At 71.9% G+C, this 18606-nt stretch carries 19 protein-coding genes; 3 read left to right on the forward strand and 16 right to left on the reverse strand.

Annotated elements, in window-relative coordinates; translation table 11 throughout:
• Positions 1–108: 108 nt before the first annotated feature.
• The 3 genes from AB0J21_RS29370 to AB0J21_RS29380 form a co-directional block, all read right to left on the reverse strand.
• Positions 109–855, reverse strand: a complete 747-nt coding sequence (locus AB0J21_RS29370) for a lytic transglycosylase domain-containing protein (protein ID WP_363149182.1) — start codon at positions 853–855, stop codon at positions 109–111.
• 459 nt (positions 856–1314) lie between these two features.
• On the reverse strand, positions 1315–2637 hold the full coding sequence (locus AB0J21_RS29375; RefSeq protein ID WP_363149183.1) for a PhoH family protein: 1323 nt from the start codon (positions 2635–2637) through the stop codon (positions 1315–1317).
• A gap of 435 nt (positions 2638–3072) precedes the next feature.
• Positions 3073–3834 (reverse strand): isoprenyl transferase, encoded by a 762-nt coding sequence (locus tag AB0J21_RS29380; protein WP_363149184.1) that lies wholly within the window; start codon positions 3832–3834, stop codon positions 3073–3075.
• 111 nt (positions 3835–3945) lie between these two features.
• Here AB0J21_RS29380 and mgrA point away from each other — a divergent pair, with 111 nt between their 5' ends.
• The 3 genes from mgrA (at position 3946) to AB0J21_RS29395 (ending at position 7115) form a co-directional block, all read left to right on the forward strand.
• Positions 3946–4953, forward strand: a complete 1008-nt coding sequence (gene mgrA / locus AB0J21_RS29385; protein ID WP_363149185.1) for an L-glyceraldehyde 3-phosphate reductase — start codon at positions 3946–3948, stop codon at positions 4951–4953.
• Positions 4954–5384: 431 nt separating this feature from the next.
• Complete coding sequence (locus AB0J21_RS29390) at positions 5385–5783, forward strand: DUF192 domain-containing protein (protein WP_363149186.1); 399 nt, start codon at positions 5385–5387, stop codon at positions 5781–5783.
• A gap of 525 nt (positions 5784–6308) precedes the next feature.
• Positions 6309–7115 carry an SAM-dependent methyltransferase gene (locus AB0J21_RS29395; protein WP_363149187.1) on the forward strand — a complete coding sequence of 269 codons (807 nt, stop codon included), beginning with the start codon at positions 6309–6311 and terminating at the stop codon, positions 7113–7115.
• 33 nt (positions 7116–7148) lie between these two features.
• On the opposite strand, the gene AB0J21_RS29400 is transcribed toward AB0J21_RS29395, so the two are convergent.
• From AB0J21_RS29400 to cpaB, 13 genes are all read right to left on the reverse strand, one after another.
• A complete protein-coding gene (locus AB0J21_RS29400; RefSeq protein ID WP_363149188.1) occupies positions 7149–7949 on the reverse strand; it encodes a class I SAM-dependent methyltransferase in 801 nt (266 codons plus the stop codon).
• 191 nt (positions 7950–8140) lie between these two features.
• Positions 8141–8773, reverse strand: a complete 633-nt coding sequence (locus AB0J21_RS29405; protein WP_363149189.1) for an OmpA family protein — start codon at positions 8771–8773, stop codon at positions 8141–8143.
• Positions 8773–9465: a hypothetical protein gene (locus AB0J21_RS29410; RefSeq protein WP_363149190.1), complete on the reverse strand. Its 693-nt coding sequence runs from the start codon at positions 9463–9465 to the stop codon at positions 8773–8775. Before AB0J21_RS29410 ends, AB0J21_RS29405 begins: the two co-directional genes overlap by 1 nt.
• A complete protein-coding gene (locus tag AB0J21_RS29415; RefSeq protein WP_363149191.1) occupies positions 9407–10006 on the reverse strand; it encodes a pilus assembly protein TadG-related protein in 600 nt (199 codons plus the stop codon). The genes AB0J21_RS29410 and AB0J21_RS29415 overlap by 59 nt, the downstream gene beginning before the upstream one ends.
• The gene (locus tag AB0J21_RS29420; protein ID WP_363149192.1) at positions 10006–10197 is read right to left on the reverse strand and encodes a hypothetical protein; all 192 of its coding nucleotides are present in this window, start codon (positions 10195–10197) and stop codon (positions 10006–10008) included. The genes AB0J21_RS29415 and AB0J21_RS29420 overlap by 1 nt, the downstream gene beginning before the upstream one ends.
• A gap of 95 nt (positions 10198–10292) precedes the next feature.
• Entirely contained in the window at positions 10293–11030 is a 738-nt protein-coding gene (locus AB0J21_RS29425; protein ID WP_363149193.1) for a response regulator transcription factor, read from the reverse strand.
• A complete protein-coding gene (locus tag AB0J21_RS29430; RefSeq protein WP_363149194.1) occupies positions 11011–12324 on the reverse strand; it encodes a histidine kinase in 1314 nt (437 codons plus the stop codon). Before AB0J21_RS29430 ends, AB0J21_RS29425 begins: the two co-directional genes overlap by 20 nt.
• Before the next feature lie 220 nt (positions 12325–12544).
• Complete coding sequence (locus tag AB0J21_RS29435; protein ID WP_363149195.1) at positions 12545–13447, reverse strand: DUF5936 domain-containing protein; 903 nt, start codon at positions 13445–13447, stop codon at positions 12545–12547.
• Positions 13444–14388, reverse strand: a complete 945-nt coding sequence (locus tag AB0J21_RS29440; protein ID WP_363149196.1) for a type II secretion system F family protein — start codon at positions 14386–14388, stop codon at positions 13444–13446. Before AB0J21_RS29440 ends, AB0J21_RS29435 begins: the two co-directional genes overlap by 4 nt.
• Entirely contained in the window at positions 14385–15752 is a 1368-nt protein-coding gene (locus tag AB0J21_RS29445; protein WP_363149197.1) for a CpaF family protein, read from the reverse strand. The genes AB0J21_RS29440 and AB0J21_RS29445 overlap by 4 nt, the downstream gene beginning before the upstream one ends.
• 7 nt (positions 15753–15759) lie before the next feature.
• On the reverse strand, positions 15760–16158 hold the full coding sequence (locus AB0J21_RS29450; protein ID WP_363149198.1) for a TadE/TadG family type IV pilus assembly protein: 399 nt from the start codon (positions 16156–16158) through the stop codon (positions 15760–15762).
• Between the two features lie 83 nt (positions 16159–16241).
• Entirely contained in the window at positions 16242–17852 is a 1611-nt protein-coding gene (locus AB0J21_RS29455) for a TadE/TadG family type IV pilus assembly protein (RefSeq protein WP_363149199.1), read from the reverse strand.
• A gap of 10 nt (positions 17853–17862) precedes the next feature.
• Positions 17863–18576: a Flp pilus assembly protein CpaB gene (cpaB, locus tag AB0J21_RS29460; RefSeq protein WP_363149200.1), complete on the reverse strand. Its 714-nt coding sequence runs from the start codon at positions 18574–18576 to the stop codon at positions 17863–17865.
• Positions 18577–18606 lie beyond the last annotated feature (30 nt).

The following is an 18606-nucleotide window of genomic DNA, read 5'->3' on the forward strand; positions in this document are numbered from 1 at the left end:
TCCCCGTTTATCGCGTGGCACCCCGAGGCCGACCCCTGACGGTACACGCCGAAGCCCCCCACCGGGCGGGTGAGGGGCTTCGTCGGCCGGGACGGTGAACGCCGCGGCTCAGTACCAGCTGTTGGCCTGCCAGAAGGACCAGGCACCACAGGGACTGCCGTAGCGGCCGTCCATGTAGTTGAGGCCCCACTTGATCTGGGTGGCCGGGTTGGTCTGCCAGTCGGCGCCGGCGGAGGCCATCTTGGAGCCGGGCAGCGCCTGCACGAGCCCGTAGGCGCCGCTGCCCGCGTTGGTGGCGCGGTAGTTCCACGAGGACTCGTGGTTCACGATGTTGCTGAAGCACTGGAACTGGTCGGCCGGCACGATCTGCCGGGCCATGGCCTGGACCTGGGCGGCGCTGTAGGAGGCCTGGACCGGGAAGGACGAGGCGTCGCGGACCTCGGAGCGGCTGGCGGCCTGCTCCTTGGCATCCTCGCGCTCCTTGGCGAGCTTGTCCGCCGCTTCCTTCTTGGCCTTGGCGTCGGCGGCGGCCTGCTTGACCGCCGCTTCCTTCTTGGCCGTGGCCGCTTCCGCCGCACTCTTGCGGGCTGCTTCCTCCGCGGACTTTCGGGCCGCGATGTCCGCGGCGTCGGCCTGCGCGTCCGCCTGCTGCGTCAGCGTGGCCGTCTGGACCCGGGCCTGCTGGCCCGAGGGAATGTCTGCGAGGAGGGTCGCGTCACCTGCCGAGGCCGCCTCGAAGTCGTTCGAGGGCTGCTGCTGACCGGTGTCGCCCGCGGCGACACCGACTACGGCTCCGACGGTGGTGACCGCGGTGGCCGAAGCCACCGCGAATCCCCGGACCGAGATCCGGCTCACACGGTTTCCTTCCAGCGTCGCCCGCATAGGTGACCTCGCGGGCGCGATCTTGCCCCTGGCGCTGGCCTCCCTCGCTCGTGGTCACGGGAGGCGCGGACCCGACGGGCGTCTCCACCGCGCCTTCGCGAGGAAACCGCCCCCTGTCGCACGGGTGGCACACAGCCGTCTCTGTGAAGTTGGGGAGCCCGTGACGCTCGATCCGCTGGTGGGCGGAAGGAGATTCACGTGCCGGTTGAGGCAGTTGCTGTGTGCGGGGCCTGACGGCTGAAGACTCTGCCGGAAGCGGACGCCGGTAAGCAATTCCCCGTTGCGTGGGATAGGTCACACGCAGTTTGCGGCGTGTTTTTACTGGATACGGGGGCGCAACACGAAGCCGCCCGGCTAGGCTCTTTGCCTTTTGCCGGGCGGCTTCCCCAACTGCCTTGCCCGGTACGGGAGTCGTCAGCCCGTACCGGCCGCTCAGATCCGGTTGTCCTCCAGCATCTCGGTGACCAGCGCGGCGATCTGGGACCGCTCGGAGCGGGTCAGGGTCACGTGGGCGAACAGCGGATGGCCCTTCAGTTTCTCGACGACGGCGACCACTCCGTCGTACCTGCCCACCCGCAGGTTGTCCCGCTGGGCCACGTCGTGGGTGAGGACCACGCGCGAGTCGGCGCCGATCCGGGAGAGCACCGTGAGCAGCACGTTGCGCTCCAGGGACTGCGCCTCGTCCACGATCACGAAGGCGTCGTGCAGGGAGCGGCCGCGGATGTGGGTGAGCGGCAGCACCTCCAGCATCCCGCGCGCGACGACCTCGTCGATGACCTCACGGCTCGTCACGGCGGACAGCGTGTCGAACACGGCCTGCGCCCACGGGCTCATCTTCTCGGACTCGGAGCCGGGCAGATAGCCGAGTTCCTGCCCGCCGACCGCGTACAGCGGACGGAACACCATGACCTTCTTGTGCTGGCGGCGTTCCAGTACGGCTTCGAGGCCCGCGCACAGCGCGAGCGCCGACTTGCCGGTGCCCGCCCGGCCGCCCATCGAGATGATGCCGATGTCCGGGTCGAGGAGCAGGTCGAGGGCGATGCGCTGTTCGGCGCTGCGCCCCTTGATGCCGAAGGCGTCGCGGTCGCCGCGGACCAGGCGCACGTCCCCTTCCGCGGTGACCCGGCCGAGGGCCTTCCCGCGCTCGGAGTGGAGCGTCAGGCCGGTGTGCACGGGCAGGCCGGCGGCCTCCGGGACGTGCACGGTCTCCTGCTCGAAGAGGAGGTCGACCTGTTCGGCGGGCAGGCTCAGCTCGGACATGCCGGTCCAGCCGGAGTCGGTGACGGCCAGTTCCGCGCGGTACTCCTCGGCGAGCAGACCGACCGAGGACGCCTTGATGCGCAGCGGCAGGTCCTTGGAGACGACGGTGACGTCGTACCCCTCGGCCTGGAGGTTGCGGGCGACGGCGAGGATGCGCGAGTCGTTGTCGCCGAGGCGGTAGCCCGAGGGCAGCACGGAGGGGTCCGAGTGGTTCAGTTCGACCCGCAGGGTGCCACCGATGTCACCCACCGGCAGGGGGGTGTCCAGCCTTCCGTACCTGACCCGGAAGTCGTCCAGCAGGCGCAGCGCCTCCCGGGCGAAGTAGCCGAGTTCCGGATGGTGCCGCTTGGCCTCCAGTTCTGTCACCACGACGATCGGCAGCACGACTTCGTGCTCCTCGAAGCGGTGCACGGCGTTGGGGTCGGCCAGCAGGACGCTGGTGTCGATTACATAGGTGCGCCGGTCGGGCTTACGGCGCTGCGTGCTGGTCACCACGGAAGGACATACCCCCTCGGACGAGGACGGGGAGCGGGAGCACCGCACTGGGCGGCGGCGGGCGTGCGTGGGCACGGCGCGGCCGTCGTGGGGCTCCCGTGGGAAAGGGGACCGGAGGGCGCCGCCTGGGCGCGGTGGGGGCGACCGGCCGGCGCGCGGCCGGCTGTGAGAGTGAGCACCGCTCGGTCGTCCTGGCGCAACGGGCCTCCCGGGCGGACGGCGCTCTGCCGCCCGCTGAGATCCGGTGTCCGTGAGTCGGATACCGGCCTGGGGGAGCTATTCCCGGCGCGGAGCCCGGTCATGCGCGACGGACGGACGGCGCGTGGGTGAACGAGTGATGTCCGGGCGCGCTCGGGTGACGTTTCCTCGGCCCGGTACGGCGGGCGGGGGAAACGGAAGGGGGCGTTCCGGGGAGGGGCGCGGTCGCGGGGAGTGTCAGCCGCCGTAGCGGCGGTGCCGGGCGGCGTAGTCGCGCATGGCGCGCAGGAAGTCGACCTTGCGGAACGCGGGCCAGAAGACCTCGCAGAAGTAGTACTCGGAGTGGGCGCTCTGCCAGAGCATGAAGCCCGAGAGCCGCTGTTCGCCGCTGGTGCGGATGACGAGGTCGGGGTCGGGCTGACCGCGCGTGTAGAGGTGCTCGGAGATGAGGTCGATGTCGACGGCCTCGGCGAGTTCCTCGAAGGTGGTGCCCTTGGCGGCGGCGTCCAGCAGGAGGGAGCGCACGGCGTCGGCGATCTCCTGGCGCCCGCCGTAGCCGACGGCGACGTTGACCAGTATCCCGGTGTTGTCGTGGGTGGCCGCCTCCGCCTCCTTGAGGGTGGTGCGGGTGCGGTCGGGCAGGACGTCGAGGGTGCCGACGTGGTGGACCCGCCAGCGGCCGTCGGCGGCCAGCGCCCGCACGGTGTTCTCGATGATGCCGAGGAGGGGGACGAGTTCGGACTCGGGGCGGTCGAAGTTGTCCGTGGAGAGCATCCACAGGGTGACGACCTCGACGTCGGTCTCGGCGCACCAGCCGAGGAACTCCTCGATCTTCTCGGCGCCCGCCTGGTGTCCCTGGGCGGTGGTGCCGCCGGACGCCTTGGCCCAGCGCCGGTTCCCGTCGAGGATGAGGCCGATGTGCTTGGGGACCTGTTCGTGATCGAGCCGCCCTCCCACCCGGCGCGCGTAGAGTCGGTACACCAGGTCGCGCATGTTCACGTCTGTCAGCCCCTCCGTGCGGCATGCAAAGGCACTCCCGAAGGCGACACCCTACCGCCGTCCGAAGGGGGCCAGGACGTCGGGTGCGGGGCCCTGGCTTAGGCTCCCCGCATGTCAGACAACGCTTTCTATCGTGCGGCGAGCAGCCGGTACGACTCGATGCAGTACCGCCGTACGGGCCGCAGCGGCCTGTTTCTGCCCGCCATCTCCCTGGGCCTCTGGCACAACTTCGGCGACGACCGGACGCTGGACTCGCAGCGCGAGATCCTGCGGCACGCCTTCGACCTCGGGATCACCCACTTCGACCTGGCGAACAACTACGGTCCGCCGCCCGGTTCGGCCGAGCTGAACTTCGGCAAGCTCTTCGCCGAGGACTTCGCGCCGTACCGCGACGAGCTGGTCCTGTCCACCAAGGCCGGCTACCGGATGACCCCGGGGCCGTACGGCGAGTGGGGCGGCCGCAAGTACCTGCTCAACTCCCTCGACGCCTCCCTGAAGCGCATGGGGACGGACTACGTCGACATCTTCTACTCGCACCGCTTCGACCCGGACACTCCCCTTGAGGAGACGATGGGCGCGCTGGCCACGGCCGTCCAGCAGGGCAAGGCGCTGTACGTCGGTGTCTCCTCGTACAGCTCGGAGCAGACCGCCGAGGCGGCGCGGCTGCTGAAGGAGATGGGTGTGCCCGCGCTCATCCACCAGCCGGCCTACTCGATGATCGACCGGTGGACCGAGAAGGACGCGCTGCTCGACACGCTGGAGGCGGCCGGGATGGGCTGCATCCCCTTCGTGCCGCTCGCGCAGGGTGTGCTCACCGGCAAATACCTGAAGGGCATCCCGGAGGGCTCGCGGGCCACCCAGGGCAAGTCCCTGGACCCGGCCACCATCAACGAGGAGCGGATCGGCAAGCTGCGCGCGCTCGACGAGATCGCCCAGGGCCGCGGGCAGTCGCTCGCGCAGCTGGCCCTGAGCTGGGTCCTGCGGGACAGCCGGACGACCTCCGCGCTGATCGGCGCGTCCAGCACGCGGCAGCTCGACGAGAACGTCGCGGCGCTGTCGGCGCCGGAGCTGACCGGGGACGAACTGCGGCGGATCGACGAGCTGACGCTGACCTGGTGACGTCCGCCGGCCTCTGAGGCGGGCGCACGACGCGCGAAGGGCCGGGCCCCGGCGAGGGGGCCCGGCCCTTCGGCGTGCCCGATGCGGCGCCCGGGTGCGCTCACGTGCACACCGCCGCGCCCGGGAAAGAAAACGGGCCGGTCCGTGGGGGGGTACGGACCGGCCCGAGGGGGGGTGTTCCACCATAACCCTTCGTGAGGGAAAACGGGGACATCGCCACCGGAAAACTACTCTCCGAGTTCACCCGGCGACGCCGGGCTGTGCGTTTCACGCCGCTCTCGGCCCTTACCCGCACGTTTCTGCCGTTTTTCTGCCGCAAGGCTGCCGCAGGGGCCCGGCGCGCCGTCCGCGCACCCACATGAGGGACCGGGGAGCGTCCGACTTGACCGAAGCGGCCCACGGGGGTGCGGCGGGCTCGCTACGGTCGCGGCATGACGAGGAGCACGGACGGCGGCGGACCGGCGGGCGGTACGGCGGACGGCTCCCTGCGCATACGGCGGGCGTCCGGCGCGGCGGGCCCGCTCGTCCCGCTGGAGGTCGCCGCGAGCCCGCGCGCCCGGGGCCGCGGCCTGCTGGGCCGGGACGGGATCGACGGCGCCCTGCTGCTGAGCCCGGCCCGCGGGGTGCACACCCTGGGCATGCGCTTCGCGATCGACGTGGCCTACCTCGACGCGGACCTGCGCGTCCTCGCCGTCCGCACGATGCGCCCGGGCCGCCTGGGCCTGCCCCGCCCCGCCGCCCGCCACGTCCTGGAGGCGGAGGCGGGCGCCATGGCCGGCTGGGGACTGGAGCGGGGGGCGAGCGTGGAGGTGGACGGCGCGGCGGGGTGAGGAGAGGGGCGGAGCGGGGGGGCGAGGTTCCAGGGGGGGGCGGCCGATGCCCGGGGGCGGCCGACGTCCGAGGGGGGGCGGGGCCAATGTCGCTGCCCGGCTGCGTGGGAGCCGACGCGGTCTCCTTCGACCGCACCCCGCGGAACGCTCCCCCGGCGCCTGATCCGGCGCGCTGATCACACCGGTGGGGGCGGGGCGCCACGCACTCCCGGTACCGCGCGGCCCCCTCCGCCGCGCGGTACCGGATTTGCTCACGCGAATTGCGGATGGTCTGAACCTACGAGGTGACCGGCGGCAGGGGAAGGGGGCCGGATAACGATGCCGCATCGACGGCGGGAGCGACGCCGGGGGCCGTCGCGCCGCCGGGGGCCCGGGTCCGCGCGCCGCACCGCCGTGGCAGACTGCGTCAACCGGGCTGCCCGCGCCCCGCGTTGGCGTGATCGGCGTGGACACCGCCGGACCGGCAGCACGGCTTGCCCCGTCTCCTCCGTCCCCTCCGTCCTCTCTCGACAGGAGCCCGCCGACATGACCGACACGTCGCCGTCCGCGTCCCGTAGCGACTCATCTCGTATCGACACGAGCAGGCCGCATCCGGCACGGGTCTACGACTACCTGCTGGGCGGCAAGGACAACTACCTGGTCGACCAGGAGGTCGCGGAGAAGCTGCCGGAGGCGGCTCGGACGGCCTGTGTGCTCAACCGGGCCTTCATGCGGCGGGCGGTGGCCTGGGTCGCGGGCGAGGGCGTCGGCCAGTTCCTGGACATCGGGACGGGGATACCGACGCAGCCGAACCTGCACCAGGTGGTGCAGGGGATCACCCCGACGGCCCGGGTCGTCTACGTGGACAACGACCCGATCGTGCTGCGGCACGCGGAAGCGCTGCTGACGAGCGCCCCGGAGGGGGCCACGGACTACATCGAGGCGGACGTACGGGACCCGGGCAGGATCCTGGACCACGCGCGTACGTTCCTGGACTTCGACCGCCCGGTGGCCCTCTCGCTGATCGCGCTGATGCACTTCCTGCCGGACGGCGAGCACCCGTACGCCCTCGTGCGCGAACTGGTCGACGCCCTCCCCTCGGGCAGCTTCCTGGTCCTGTCGCACGGCACCAGCGACTTCCTCCCGCCGGAGACCGGGGCCCGGATCCACCGGGCGTACACGCAGGGCGGGATGACTCTGGTGGGCCGCACCCACGCCGAGGTGCTCCGCTTCTTCGAGGGCCTGGACCTGGTGGAACCGGGACTCGTCACGGGCCCGGAGTGGTACCGGGGCGGCGCGGCTCCGGAGTTCCGGCCGAACGGCGTGTACGTGGGGGTCGCGCGCAAGCCGTGAGCCCCCGGCGGGCCGCGGGCCGGGAGGACGAGTTCAGGCGGCGGGCTTCCTGGCCTCGACGAGGAACCGCGCGCTGTACGCGACGAAGGGTCCCTCGCGCTGGATGAGATCGTGCATGTCGCGCAGGCGGGACCGGTACTGCCCGACGGTGAAACCGGGCACCATCCAGATGACCTTGCGCAGGAAGTGCACGACGGCGCCGACGTCGTAGAACTCCATGCGCAGCCGCTCCGGCCGGAGGTCCACGACCTCCAGCCCCGCCGCTTCCGCCTCCGCCAGGGCCGCCTCGGGGTCGCGCCCCTCGCGTACGTGCGCGGGTTGCGGGCCGAGGAAGAACTCGACGACCTCGAAGGCGCTGGCCGGCCCGACCTGCTGCGAGAAGTACGTACCGCCGGGTGCGAGCAGCCGGGCGATCTCGGCCCAGTCCGTACTGACGGGGTGCCGGGAGGTGACGAGGTCGAAGGCGCCGTCCGCGAACGGCAGCGCGTGACGGTCACCTGCAGTGCCGACGACGGTGACGCCGAGGGGGTGGAGCCGGGCGGCGGCACGGGCGAGGTTCGGCGGCCAGGACTCGGTGGCGACGGCGCGGGGTGGAATGACGGGCGCGGAGGCGAGCACCTCTCCCCCGCCGGTCTCCAGATCGAGCGAGGCGCCGGCCCGCGCCATCCGTTCCCCCATCAGCCGTGCGTACCCCCACGACGGCCGCGCCTCGGTGGCCCGCCCCTCGAACCACGAGAAGTCCCAGCCGTCGACGGGCGCGGCATCCGCCTCGGCGACCAGGCTCTCGAAGTCGGGGCGGGGAGCGGGTGAGGGCAGGGGGGATGACTCAGGCATGGCCCCATGGTCACGCGGCGGGGCTCCGGGCTCCAGGGGTTTTCGCGGGCCACGGACGCCCTGCGGGGCCGGAGGGCCCCGCCTGCCTACATCTCAGCCCCCGCTCGAAGGGGCCCTTCATCACCCTGAAGTCCGGCTTGCGCGACCGGAACTCCTCCATCGCGCCCTGGCGGGGACGGGCCCTCCGGTGGTCAGCTGCCGCCGCCGCCCGCTCCGGTGCCGCCGCGCGGGAAGGAGACCTCGACCCGGCGGTTCTTCTTGCGGCCCTGCTCGGAGGAGTTGTCGGCGATGGGGTAGTCCTCGCTGTAGCCGCGCACCTCGAAGGTGACGTCGGAGCCGAGGTCGGCGGCGAGTTCGTCGTGGACGACGTCGGCGCGGCGCTTGGACAGGACCTTGCCGTGCTCGTACGAGCCGAGGTTGTCGGTGAAGCCGAAGACCCGGATGGTGCGGGCCTGCTGGGCCTTGGCCTCGTCGGCGATGGCCTTGATACGGCCCCTGGCGGCGGGATTCAGGTCGAACTCGTCCTTGTCGAAGAGGACTTCGGCCTGGAGGGCGAACTTCACGTCCGTGTTGGTGTCCTCGCGGCGCTCCTCGCCGCCGAGATCCTCGACCACCGACTTGATGTCCAGCACCTTGGCGGGGGCGAGGGTGGCCCCGTCGGCCAGCTTCAGCCCGGGGCTGTGCCCGTCGACCTTCGGCGGCGGGGAGGTCGTGGTACTCCCCGGGGGCACGCTGGGACCGTCGTCGGCCACGGCGAGCGGGGGCACGGAAAGGGCGAACACGGTGACCGTGGCGAGGAGGGTCACTACGCCGGCCTGCCTCATCACTGCGCCTCGGTGAGGGGGATCTCGGCGGGGGGCATGGCGCCGACCTGGAAGGTTACGGTGGTTGTTTCTTTGGGGGGGGCGGGGAATTGGGCGTACCAGTCGGTGGACCTACCGCGAAGAAGCCCTCCGGTGAACTTCGTGCACAGGCAGCGCCCCTCAGTGTCCCGAAGTATGAGGTACCTCTTCTTCTCAGCCCCATCCACGAGACTGGCTCCTGCCATTGACCCGCCGTTGTTGACGAGTTCCTTCTCGTCCCCGGTCCAGTTCGCCGCGGTCCACCCCCTCCCGGTGCCATTGGTGACCGAACCCGAGATCGTGACGAAGCCCGAACTGTCCCTCATGGCTGCGGTGATCGTCAGCGTGATCCCGTTCTCACCCCGGACCTCGGACAGGGTCTTGTCCGCAGTTGGTTGTGACGGTTCCTCCGACGGCTCACCCTGATTTCCACTGGCGGCGACAGGAGCAGAGGGGGCAGTTGATTTTGACGCGTCGTCGCCGCTGTCGCCAGAGTCACCGCAGGCACCGAGCACGAGGCTCAGTACGGTGGTGAGGGCCGCAGCTACGAGCACCGTGGTGTCGGGCTTCCTCCTACGCCGATTCATACCAATCCTTTTCTTGTCCAACCACAATTCATTCAGCAAGGTGTACCGCGAATAAAGTGGAAGAATCGGGGAGATCTTGTGGATCAAATTTCTCGGGATCAAACGAAAAGGACCGGCCTCCGGTGCAGGTGAAACTCAGGGAGTCCGCGTCCTCTTCAGCATCGTCCGCCGCACAACGAGGCTGGATCACAGCAGTGGCATGCGCTTCGGCGAACTTGCCCTCGGTTCCGGGGACAAGAGTGTGACCAACTGACTTGAGCGACTGAACAGCCACTCTGAACCCAGGAGCTCCGTCGACTTCGACTGCCCGGACGGCAGTGACCTTTGAGTTGTTGAAAGCAGCCAAAGATTGTGCGGCCTGCTGCGCCCCGGTCCCCGTGATGCCACTCCCCGTCAGCCAGTCCTGCAGGGGGGCACCGTCAATGACAGCGATAAAATTATGCATCAGCTCGTCGCGCCCCTCTTGCGCAGCAGCAAGAGCGGCCGCGTCAGCCGCTGACTGAGCGGAGTTACGGGCGACAGCAGCCTGAGCAAAGGCGAAGAACGCGAACGCGGCGAAAAGGACGGCTCCAGCCGCCCAGACGTACAAGGGCAGAACCTGGCCCTCATCCTTGGGCCGGCACCTCATCAGCCACCGACGACGCTGCTCACCGCATCGAGAATGGCGCCCGAGATCATCCCGTCCAGCCCCAGCCCGTCGATCAGCACGAAGATCCCCGCGATGATGATCAGAAGGCCGGCGTACTCGACGAAGCCCGCGCCGTCGTCTCGCCTGAGGCGGGTCAGGAGGGTGGGGAGCCAGAGGGTGGGTCGCTTCATCGGAGGGGCCTTCCGGTGTGCTTACGGTCATGGCACCGTGACCGTAAGTGTGGAGGGCCAGGGTCGGGGAGGGTCCCTGGGCCCAACCGGCGGGTTCAGGCATGGGGGCCTCCCAGTGCGGGGTGCGCCGTGCCCAGCCAGCGGGCGATCGCCTCGCTCCTCGTTGACGTCTGCAACTTCGCGAAGATGCGGTTGATGTGGTTCTTCACCGTCTTCTCGCTGATGAAGCAGGTCGCGGCGATCTGGCGGTTGTTCATACCGGCCGCGATCAGGTCCATGACCTCCTCCTCCCGCGCGCTCAGCTGCCCCACGAGGGCGGTCCTCCCGATTCCGTACGAGAGTCTCATGGGGCGTTGCAGGTGCGAAGGTTCACGGAGTGGGCGGTCGGGTGTCGAGACGCTTGGTCTTCCGGGCAGGCCGGACGGCGGACGCATGTGCGTCAACTGGGCTACCGCCATGACCAGTTGGTCGACCGTGAAGTCGCCGTGCACCAGGCAGCCGGCCGCTCCGCGGCGTACCGCCTCCGCGTGCAGGGCCGGCTCTCTGCCGAAGGTCAGGATGAGGACCGGGGCGATCCGGGCCAGTTGGGGCAGGACCGTCAGGCCGTCGACCACCGGCATGCGCAGGTCGAGGAGTACGCCGTCGGGGCGGTGCCGCACGGTCTGGGCGAGGGCCGTGCGGCCGTCCGCCGCCTCCGCCACGACCAGGAGGTCGGCGCGGCCCTCCAGGAGCACCTTGAGGCCCGCGCGGACCACGGGGTTGTCGTCGGCGACCACGATGCGCAGGGGTCCGCGCCCGTCGGGCGCCGTCGGGTCAGGGGCCGGGGACCGCATGGGCCGCCTCCTCTCCCGGGGGAGGTACGCACGCGGGAGCCCGGTGCGGGAGGGGGAGTTCGAGGTGGATCTCCGTTCCCGGGCCTGCGGCGGGCCGCTCGGGCCGGCCGATGCGGAGGGCCCCGCCGAGCGCCTGCGCGCGTTCCGCCATGCCGAGCAGGCCGAAGTGGCCCTCCCGGCGCGCGTTCTTCAGGGACAGTCCCGGCGGGAGGCCCCTCCCGTCGTCGCGGACGGTCAGGCGCAGGACGCCGGTCCCGGTCAGGCCGTACGCGATCTCCACCCGGGTCGCCGAGGCGTGCCGGTGCGCGTTCTCCAGCCCTTCGCCGGCGATCTGGAGGAGTTGTCCCGCCGTCCAGGCCGGGAGATTCGGGGCCGGTGCGCGCGGGGTGAGCGTCGTGGGCGTACCCGTGCGGTCCGTGAACTCGGCCAGCAGCAGTGCCAGTTCCTCACGCACGTTCACCTCGGCGTCCTCCGGCCGTTCCGCCGCCGTGTCGGTGCGGCGGCGCAGGTCGGCCAGGAGGGTGCGGGACTCGGTGGCCGCTCTGCGGGCGGAGCGGGCCACCAGGGCCGCTTCGCGCCGTACCGTCGCCGGGTCGTCCGTGGTGGCGAGCGCTTCTGCGGCGAGGGCCACTCCGTGCAGGGTCTTGGCGACCGTGTCGTGCATCTCCCTTGCGAGTCGGGCTCGTTCGGTGGACAGGGCCTCGGCCACGGCCAGGCGTTCTCCGGTCTCGGCGAGGGCGGCGGAGGCGGCCACGACCCGGAAGACCAGGGTGCGCAGGGTGGCTCCGAGGACTCCGGCGGCCACGCAGAAGCCTCCGATGAGGAGGGTCGCGGAGACGGTCACGGACTCCGGGTCCCAGGCGCGGAACACCGTCAGGAGGATGCCCAGTTGGGTGGCGGTGAACAGCGCTGCCCAGCGCCAGCCGTAGAGCAGGCCGGCGAGCAGGGGCGTCGCCACCGTCGCGTAGCCGAGCGGCGAATCCGGCGAGGCGGTGAGCAGGAGGACGGAGGCCAGGGCCAGGTCGAGGCCGAGGAGGGTGGGGTGGCGCAGGACGCGGGGGCCCACGCGGTCCCAGTCGCGCAGTACGGCGTAGGAGCCCATGAGGCTGAGGACGGAGGCGGTGAGCACCAGGGCGCGGGGCAGTCCGTCCGTCGCGTGGCGCAGGGCGAACGGGACCCCTACGGCGATGACCGCGAGCCGGGCCCCGATCACCTGCCGGCACAGGGACTGCAGGGCGTTCGTGCGCACCCGCAGGCTCGGGGCGGGCGGCCCGCCGTGTGCGGGCGCGGGCACTGAACCGCCCGTAGGGGCGGACGGCTCGTCCTGCCCGGGGCCGGTGGCGGGTGGCCGGTGGGCCGCCGGGGTCGCCGGGACCGCCGCCCAGGCCCCGGCCGCTGCGGCCCGCCGGCCGTCGCTCCGGAGGCGGCGCGGGCCCGGTAGCCCGCCGGTCCGGCGGGCGGGTGGCGGCGTCCCGGTCCGCAGGTCCCTTTCGTGCGTCTTCGTCATGCGTGCCTCACCCGCCGAGGATCGATCCGAGGTCGGAGCCGGAGCCGAGGAACATTCCGGCGGCGATGAGCACCATCGTCGCGGGGAGCATGAAGACGAGGGTGGCCATGGTGGCCTTGGGGATCGTCTTCGCGGCGCGGCGGCGGGCGTTCTGCGCGTCGGTGCGGCGCATGTCGTTGGCGATCTGGATGAGGGTCTCGGCGATGGGCGAGCCGAGTTCCTCGCCCTGCTGGAGCGCCGAGACGAACTGGGCGACCTGTTCCGAGCTGTTGCGGCGGCGCAGTTCCTCGAAGGCGTGGCGGCGGCTGACGCCCATGTCCATCTGGCGCAGGGTGATGCGCAGTTCGTACGCCCACGGGCCCTCGTACTTCTCGGCGACCCGGTCCAGGGCCTGGCGGAAGCCGAGGCCGGCGCTGACGACGACGGCGAGGACGTCGAGGAAGTCGGGGAGGGTGCGGTCGATGACCTCGCGGCGGTCGCGTACCGCCTGCCAGATCGTGGCGTCCGCCGCGAGCAGTCCGAAGCCGAGGGTGAGCAGGGCGAAGAGCGGGGAGCCGTAGGTCGCGAAGATCGCCGCCATGAGGAGGCCGAAGGCGCCGTAGACGGCGCGACGGGCCGCGTACCGGTCGATGGTGAGTCCGCCCGGGTTGCCCGCCATGTCGATGCGGCGGCGTTTGGCGTCGACGCGGTGCGGGCCCATGAGACGCAGCACGGTCGGCGCGAAGCGCATGCCGAGGCGGTCCACGGCGGATTCGGTGGCGCGCACCCGGCCGGCCCCGACCTCCAGGGCCACCGCGAGGTCCTCGGGGAGTTTCGTCTCGGCGCGGTACATGCGCAGGCCCAGCAGCATGCCGCCGACGCCGGCGGCCATGAGGACGGCGAGCAGCAGGCCCGTGGTGGCGGTGCTCATACGTCGATCCTTCCGAGGCGCCGGATCACGAAGAAGCCGACCGTGTAGAGGCCGAGGGACAGCAGGATGAGCAGTTGCCCGATCGCGGAGCTGGTGACGCGGTGCAGGGCGCCGTCGTTCTGCGAGTTGATCAGGAGCAGGGAGCCCAGGCCCAGGGCCGGCACGGTGAAGGCCGTCGCGTTGACCTCGGAGAGCATCGTGCGCACCTCGCGGCGGGTCTCCTTGCGCTCCTCCAGCGTGACCGTGAGGTTGCGCAGCGAGCCGACGACCGTGCCGCCCGCCTTGTTGGACAGGACCAGGGTCGTGACGAGGACGACGAGTTCGCGGGAGGGCAGGCGGCGCGCGAGTTCGTCGAGGGTCTCGTCGATGGAGCGGCCCAGGGACAGTTGGTCGGCGACCCGGGACAGTTCCTCGCCCGCCGGGTTCTCCAGTTCCTCGGCGGCCATCGCGAGGGCGGTGCGCAGGGCGAGCCCGGCCGCCGTCGCGTTGGCCAGCAGGCGGGCCACCTCGGGCAGCTGGTTGATGAAGGCCTCGATGCGTTTGGCGCGCTGCCAGTTGAGGAAGGCCATCGCCGCCCACGCCCCGGTCAGCGCGGCGATCGGGCCGAAGAACGGGGCGAGGACCACGGTGGCGGCGATCCAGAGGAGGGCGAGGGCGAGCACCGTGTAGAGGACGAACTCGCCTGCCGACAGCGGGAGTCCGGTCGAGGAGACGCGGGTGTGCAGGGCGCGTCCGGCGCGGGTGCGGCGGACCGCGCGGTCGAGTCCGGCCAGGCGCCGGGAGTTCCCGGGTCCGCCGCCGAGGTGGGAGTCCCCGGCCAGCCGGTCGACCAGGGCCTCGCGCTGGGCCCGGCCGCTCGCCCAGGTGTGCAGGCCGGCCACGGCCAGCGCGCCCGCCGCGGCGGTGGCGCCGAGCGCGAGCAGCACGGTGGGGTCGCTCATGCCCCGGCCTCCCTCGTCCCGTTCGTCGTGCGGTGGTGTCGTACGTCCTCACCGTGCGCGCCGTCCTCGGCCACGCCGAACGGCGGCGGGAGCGGTTCGCTCGCCAGGTAGAGCTTCTCGGCGACGGCGCGGGGCACCGGCAGGTGGTGGTAGGTGCCCCGGACGACGCGGTCGGCGGCGAGCGGGTGCGGTGCGAAGCGGGCCACCGTGGTGGTGCGGAAGGCCTCGCGGCCGTGCGAGGTGAGCAGTGCGATCTCGGTGATCTTCCGGGAGCCGTCGGCGAAGCGGCTGAGCTGGACGACGACGTCGACGGCGGAGTTGATCTGGTCGCGCAGCGCCTCGAAGGGGATCTGCACCTCGGACATCGAGCCGAGCGTCTGGAGCCGCATCAGCGCGTCCTCGGCCGAGTTGGCGTGCACGGTGGCGAGGGAGCCGTCGTGGCCGGTGGACATGGCCTGGAGCATGTCGAGGGTCTCGCCGCCGCGCACCTCACCGACGATGATGCGGTCGGGCCGCATGCGCAGCGAGTTGCGTACGAGGTCGCGGATGGTGATGCGGCCCTTGCCCTCCACGTTGGGCGGCCGCGATTCGAGGCGGATGACGTGCGCCTGCTGGAGTTGCAGTTCGGCGGAGTCCTCGATGGTGATGATGCGTTCGTGGCTCGGGATGAGCCCGGACAGCGCGTTGAGCAGGGTCGTCTTGCCGGTGCCGGTGCCGCCCGCGACGATGACGTTGAAGCGGGCGCGGACGAAGGCGGCGAGCAGCAGCAGCATCGGTTCGTCGAGCGAGCCGAGGCCGATGAGTTCGGGCAGCGTGTAGACGCGCGGGAAGCGGCGGATGGTGAGCGTCGCGCCGGTCAGGGACAGCGGCGGGATGATGACGTTGACGCGTTCGCCGCTGGGCAGTCGCGCGTCGACCATGGGGTTGGACTCGTCGACGCGCCGGTTGACGGTGGACACGATGCGTTCGATGGTCTGCATGAGCTGGTCGTGGGAGGCGAAGCGCAGCGGCAACTGCTCGACCCGGCCCGCCCGTTCGACGAAGATCGCGTCGGGTCCGTTGACCATGATCTCGGTGATGGAGGCGTCTTCGAGGAGCGGTTCGAGGACGCCGAGGCCCAGCGCCTCGTCCACGACGCGGCGGATGAGCTGCGCGCGTTCGGAGGTGGACAGGACGGGGCCCTCGCGGCTGATGAGGTGGCCGAGGACCCGCTCCAGGCGGATACGGCGCTCCGCGGCGGACAGCGCCGACATCTCGGCGAGGTCGATCTCCTCCAGCAGTTTCGCGCGGTAGCCGGCCACCAGGTGGCCGTCCTCGCGTCCGCCCTGTTCCTCCGGTACGGCGATCCTGGAGCGCAGGCTCATGATCCGGTCACTCCCCCGCGTCGTCGTTGGGCATGGTCGCCGAGCGGGACACGGTCCAGCCGTCGCCGACGAACGGCAGGAGCGTCGGTACGTGCACGGCGACGGTGTACGTCGTGGTGTCGCCGCCACCGCCCGGGCTGACGTCGGCCTCGATCCCCGCGCTCATCGCGGCGTGCGCGGCGGCCACGCCGTCGCCGCCCTCGGCCTGGGAGGCGACCCGGGCTCCGGCGCGCGCGCCGGTGCCCGCCTGGTTCACGGCGTAGCCGACCAGGCCGAGCTGGATCGCGGCGAGGCCGAGCAGGAGGAGGACGGGCAGGAAGCCGGCGAATTCGAGGATGGCGCTCCCGGTGTCGCGGGTGCCCTCGCCGGTGGCACGGCGGCGCGCGCCCGCCAGGGGGCCGCGCACGCCACGCCTGGGTCCGGGCGCTGCCGCCCGGACCGCCTCCCGGCGCCCGTGCCCCGCCGCCCGCACCGTCCCGCGCCGCCCGGTCACCGCTCCCCCTCGGTGGCGGCGCCCGCTGAGCCGTTGACGGTCCAGCCGCCGTCGACGCCGGGGAAGAACAGGGGGACCTTGGCCTTCACGGTGGCCTTGTAGACCTCGCCCGCGCCGCCGCACGTGATGCTCGCGCCGCTCCAGGCGCCCGGGAGGTGTTTGCGGGCGGCGGCCTGGCAGGCGCCCGCGCCGTCGCCGCTGGAGGCGGCCGCGGCGGTGCCCGCGCGGGCGCCCTCGTCGGCGGCGTTGCCGACCAGGCTGTACGTGTAGCCGTACAGGGCGCACTGCCACATCAGGCCGATGACGACGAGGACGAGCGGGAAGATGCCCGCGAACTCCAGGGTCACCGCGCCCCGGTCGCCCTTGTCGCGGCGGCGGGCGAGGGCGGTGGAGCGGTCGCCGTGCCGGCTTCTGCGGCGGCCCTCGGGGCGGTCGGGGACCTTGACGAGGCCGAGTTCCCCGGCGAGCGCCCACAGGCCCTGGCGGACGGTGCTCTTCGCGTCGAGGTCGTGGACCCGGCCCGCGTCCACCGCGCCCTGCAGCTCCTTGTAGTGCGAGGGGACGGTGGTGCGGGCGGTGCGGGTGCCGGTGATGCGTTCGACGAGGGCGGGCTGTATCTCGGTGCCGCGGCTGTGCCGGTTGATGACGGTGAGGGTCTCCTCGGCCTTGCGGATCTGGAGCCGGTCCCACAGGCGTACGGCGCGTTTCGCGGCGCGTACCGCCATGACGTCGGGGGTGACGACGAGCAGGGCCTGGTCGGCGAGTTCGACGGCGGCGGCGCCCGCGGCGGTGAGCTGGGAGCCGCAGTCCACGACGACGAGTTCGAAGCGGCTGCGCAGCGCCCCGATGATCTGGCGGGCGGCGCGGTCGGTGACCTCCTCGCCGCGCTCGCCCTCGGCGGGGGCGATCAGCAGACAGACGCCGCTGGGGTGGACGAACATGGCGTCCTGGAGGACGCGCGGGGTGATGTCGGCGATGCCCGCGAGGTCGACGGCGGAGCGGCGGAACTGCACGTCGAGGTAGGCGGCGACGTCCCCGCACTGGAGGTCGAGGTCGAGCAGGGCGACGGCGCGGCCCGAGGCCTGCGCGGCGAGCGCGAGGTGGACGGCGGTCAGTGTGGTGCCGACGCCGCCCTTGGCGCCGGTCAGGGTCACGAGCCGGCCGCCGCTTCCCCCGTAGGGGTCGCCGCCGCTGCTGAGGTGGCGGCGCATCCCGGCGGACCAGTCGGCGGCGGCCCGGACGCGTTCGGCGAGGGCGTCGTAGGTGAGCGGCAGCGGGAGGATGCCGCGGGCCCCGGCGTCCATCGCGGCGGTCAGGACGGTGGTGCCGGTGTCGGCGGTGACGAGGACCACGCCGATGGCCGGAAATCGCCGGACGACGTCACGGATCAGGTCAAGTGCGGGGACCGGTCCGACGCGTTCGTGGACGAGGACGACCTCGGGAAGTTCGTCGAGGGACTCGGCGGACAGCCGGGCGAGCGTGTCGAGGAGCGCCGTGGTGTCCGGGACGGGCAGCGCGGGTTCGACCTCGGGGAGCTGGCTCAGCAGGGAGACGAGGGAGCGGGCGACGTCCATGTCGCCGGCCACCGGCAGGATGCGCACACTCATGGCCGTCGCCTCACTTGTCCTTGTCCAGGGTGTACGTGCGGTCGCCGGTGGGGCCCGGGGCCCCGGCGGCGCCCTGCCCGACGAGGGCGAGCCGTACGTGGGTCGCGAAGGACTCCGCGTAGGCCACGCGCTGGGTGTCCTCGCCGGCCAGGGCGAAGGTGATGGGGACGGCCTCGGTGGCCTGCCTGCGGCCCCGGTCGTCGTTCTGCGGGTCGAGCGGGGTGAGCTTGCCGACGTCGAGGACCTTCGCGTTCTGGACGATCAGCCGGGACTCGTCCTTCTGCTGGTCGTTCTCGGCCTTGAAGGTCGCGTAGATGTTGACGGCCGCGCCCGGGTCGATCTTGCCCGCGACGCCGGTCGCGGCGTCGATCATGATCGCTATCTCCTGCTGCCCTGCGGCGAGTTCGGGACGTTTGACGATCATGTCGTCCTGGAGCAGGGAGCCCTTGCGCAGCTGGGTGACGGCGATCTTGCCGCGGATCGCCGTCAGGTCGGTGACGGCGGTCCCGGAGAGCCAGCGCTCGGGCATCGAGATCTTCTCGAACTGGCCCTCGTTCAGCTCCTTGTACGGGGCGATGTCGCTCTTCAGGCGGTACGCGGTCGTCTCGGGCCCGACCTTGCCGTTCACGTCGCGGACCACCGCGAGCACCCCGGCGAGGGCGCCGAAGGCGCACAGGGCCGACAGGACCAGCAGGACGACGCCGCGACGCTGACGTGAGTTCATGGGCCGGGGTACCTCGTTCGGGGGCGGTGC

The organism is Streptomyces sp. NPDC049954 (assembly GCF_040656295.1).
Lineage (GTDB): Bacteria > Actinomycetota > Actinomycetes > Streptomycetales > Streptomycetaceae > Streptomyces.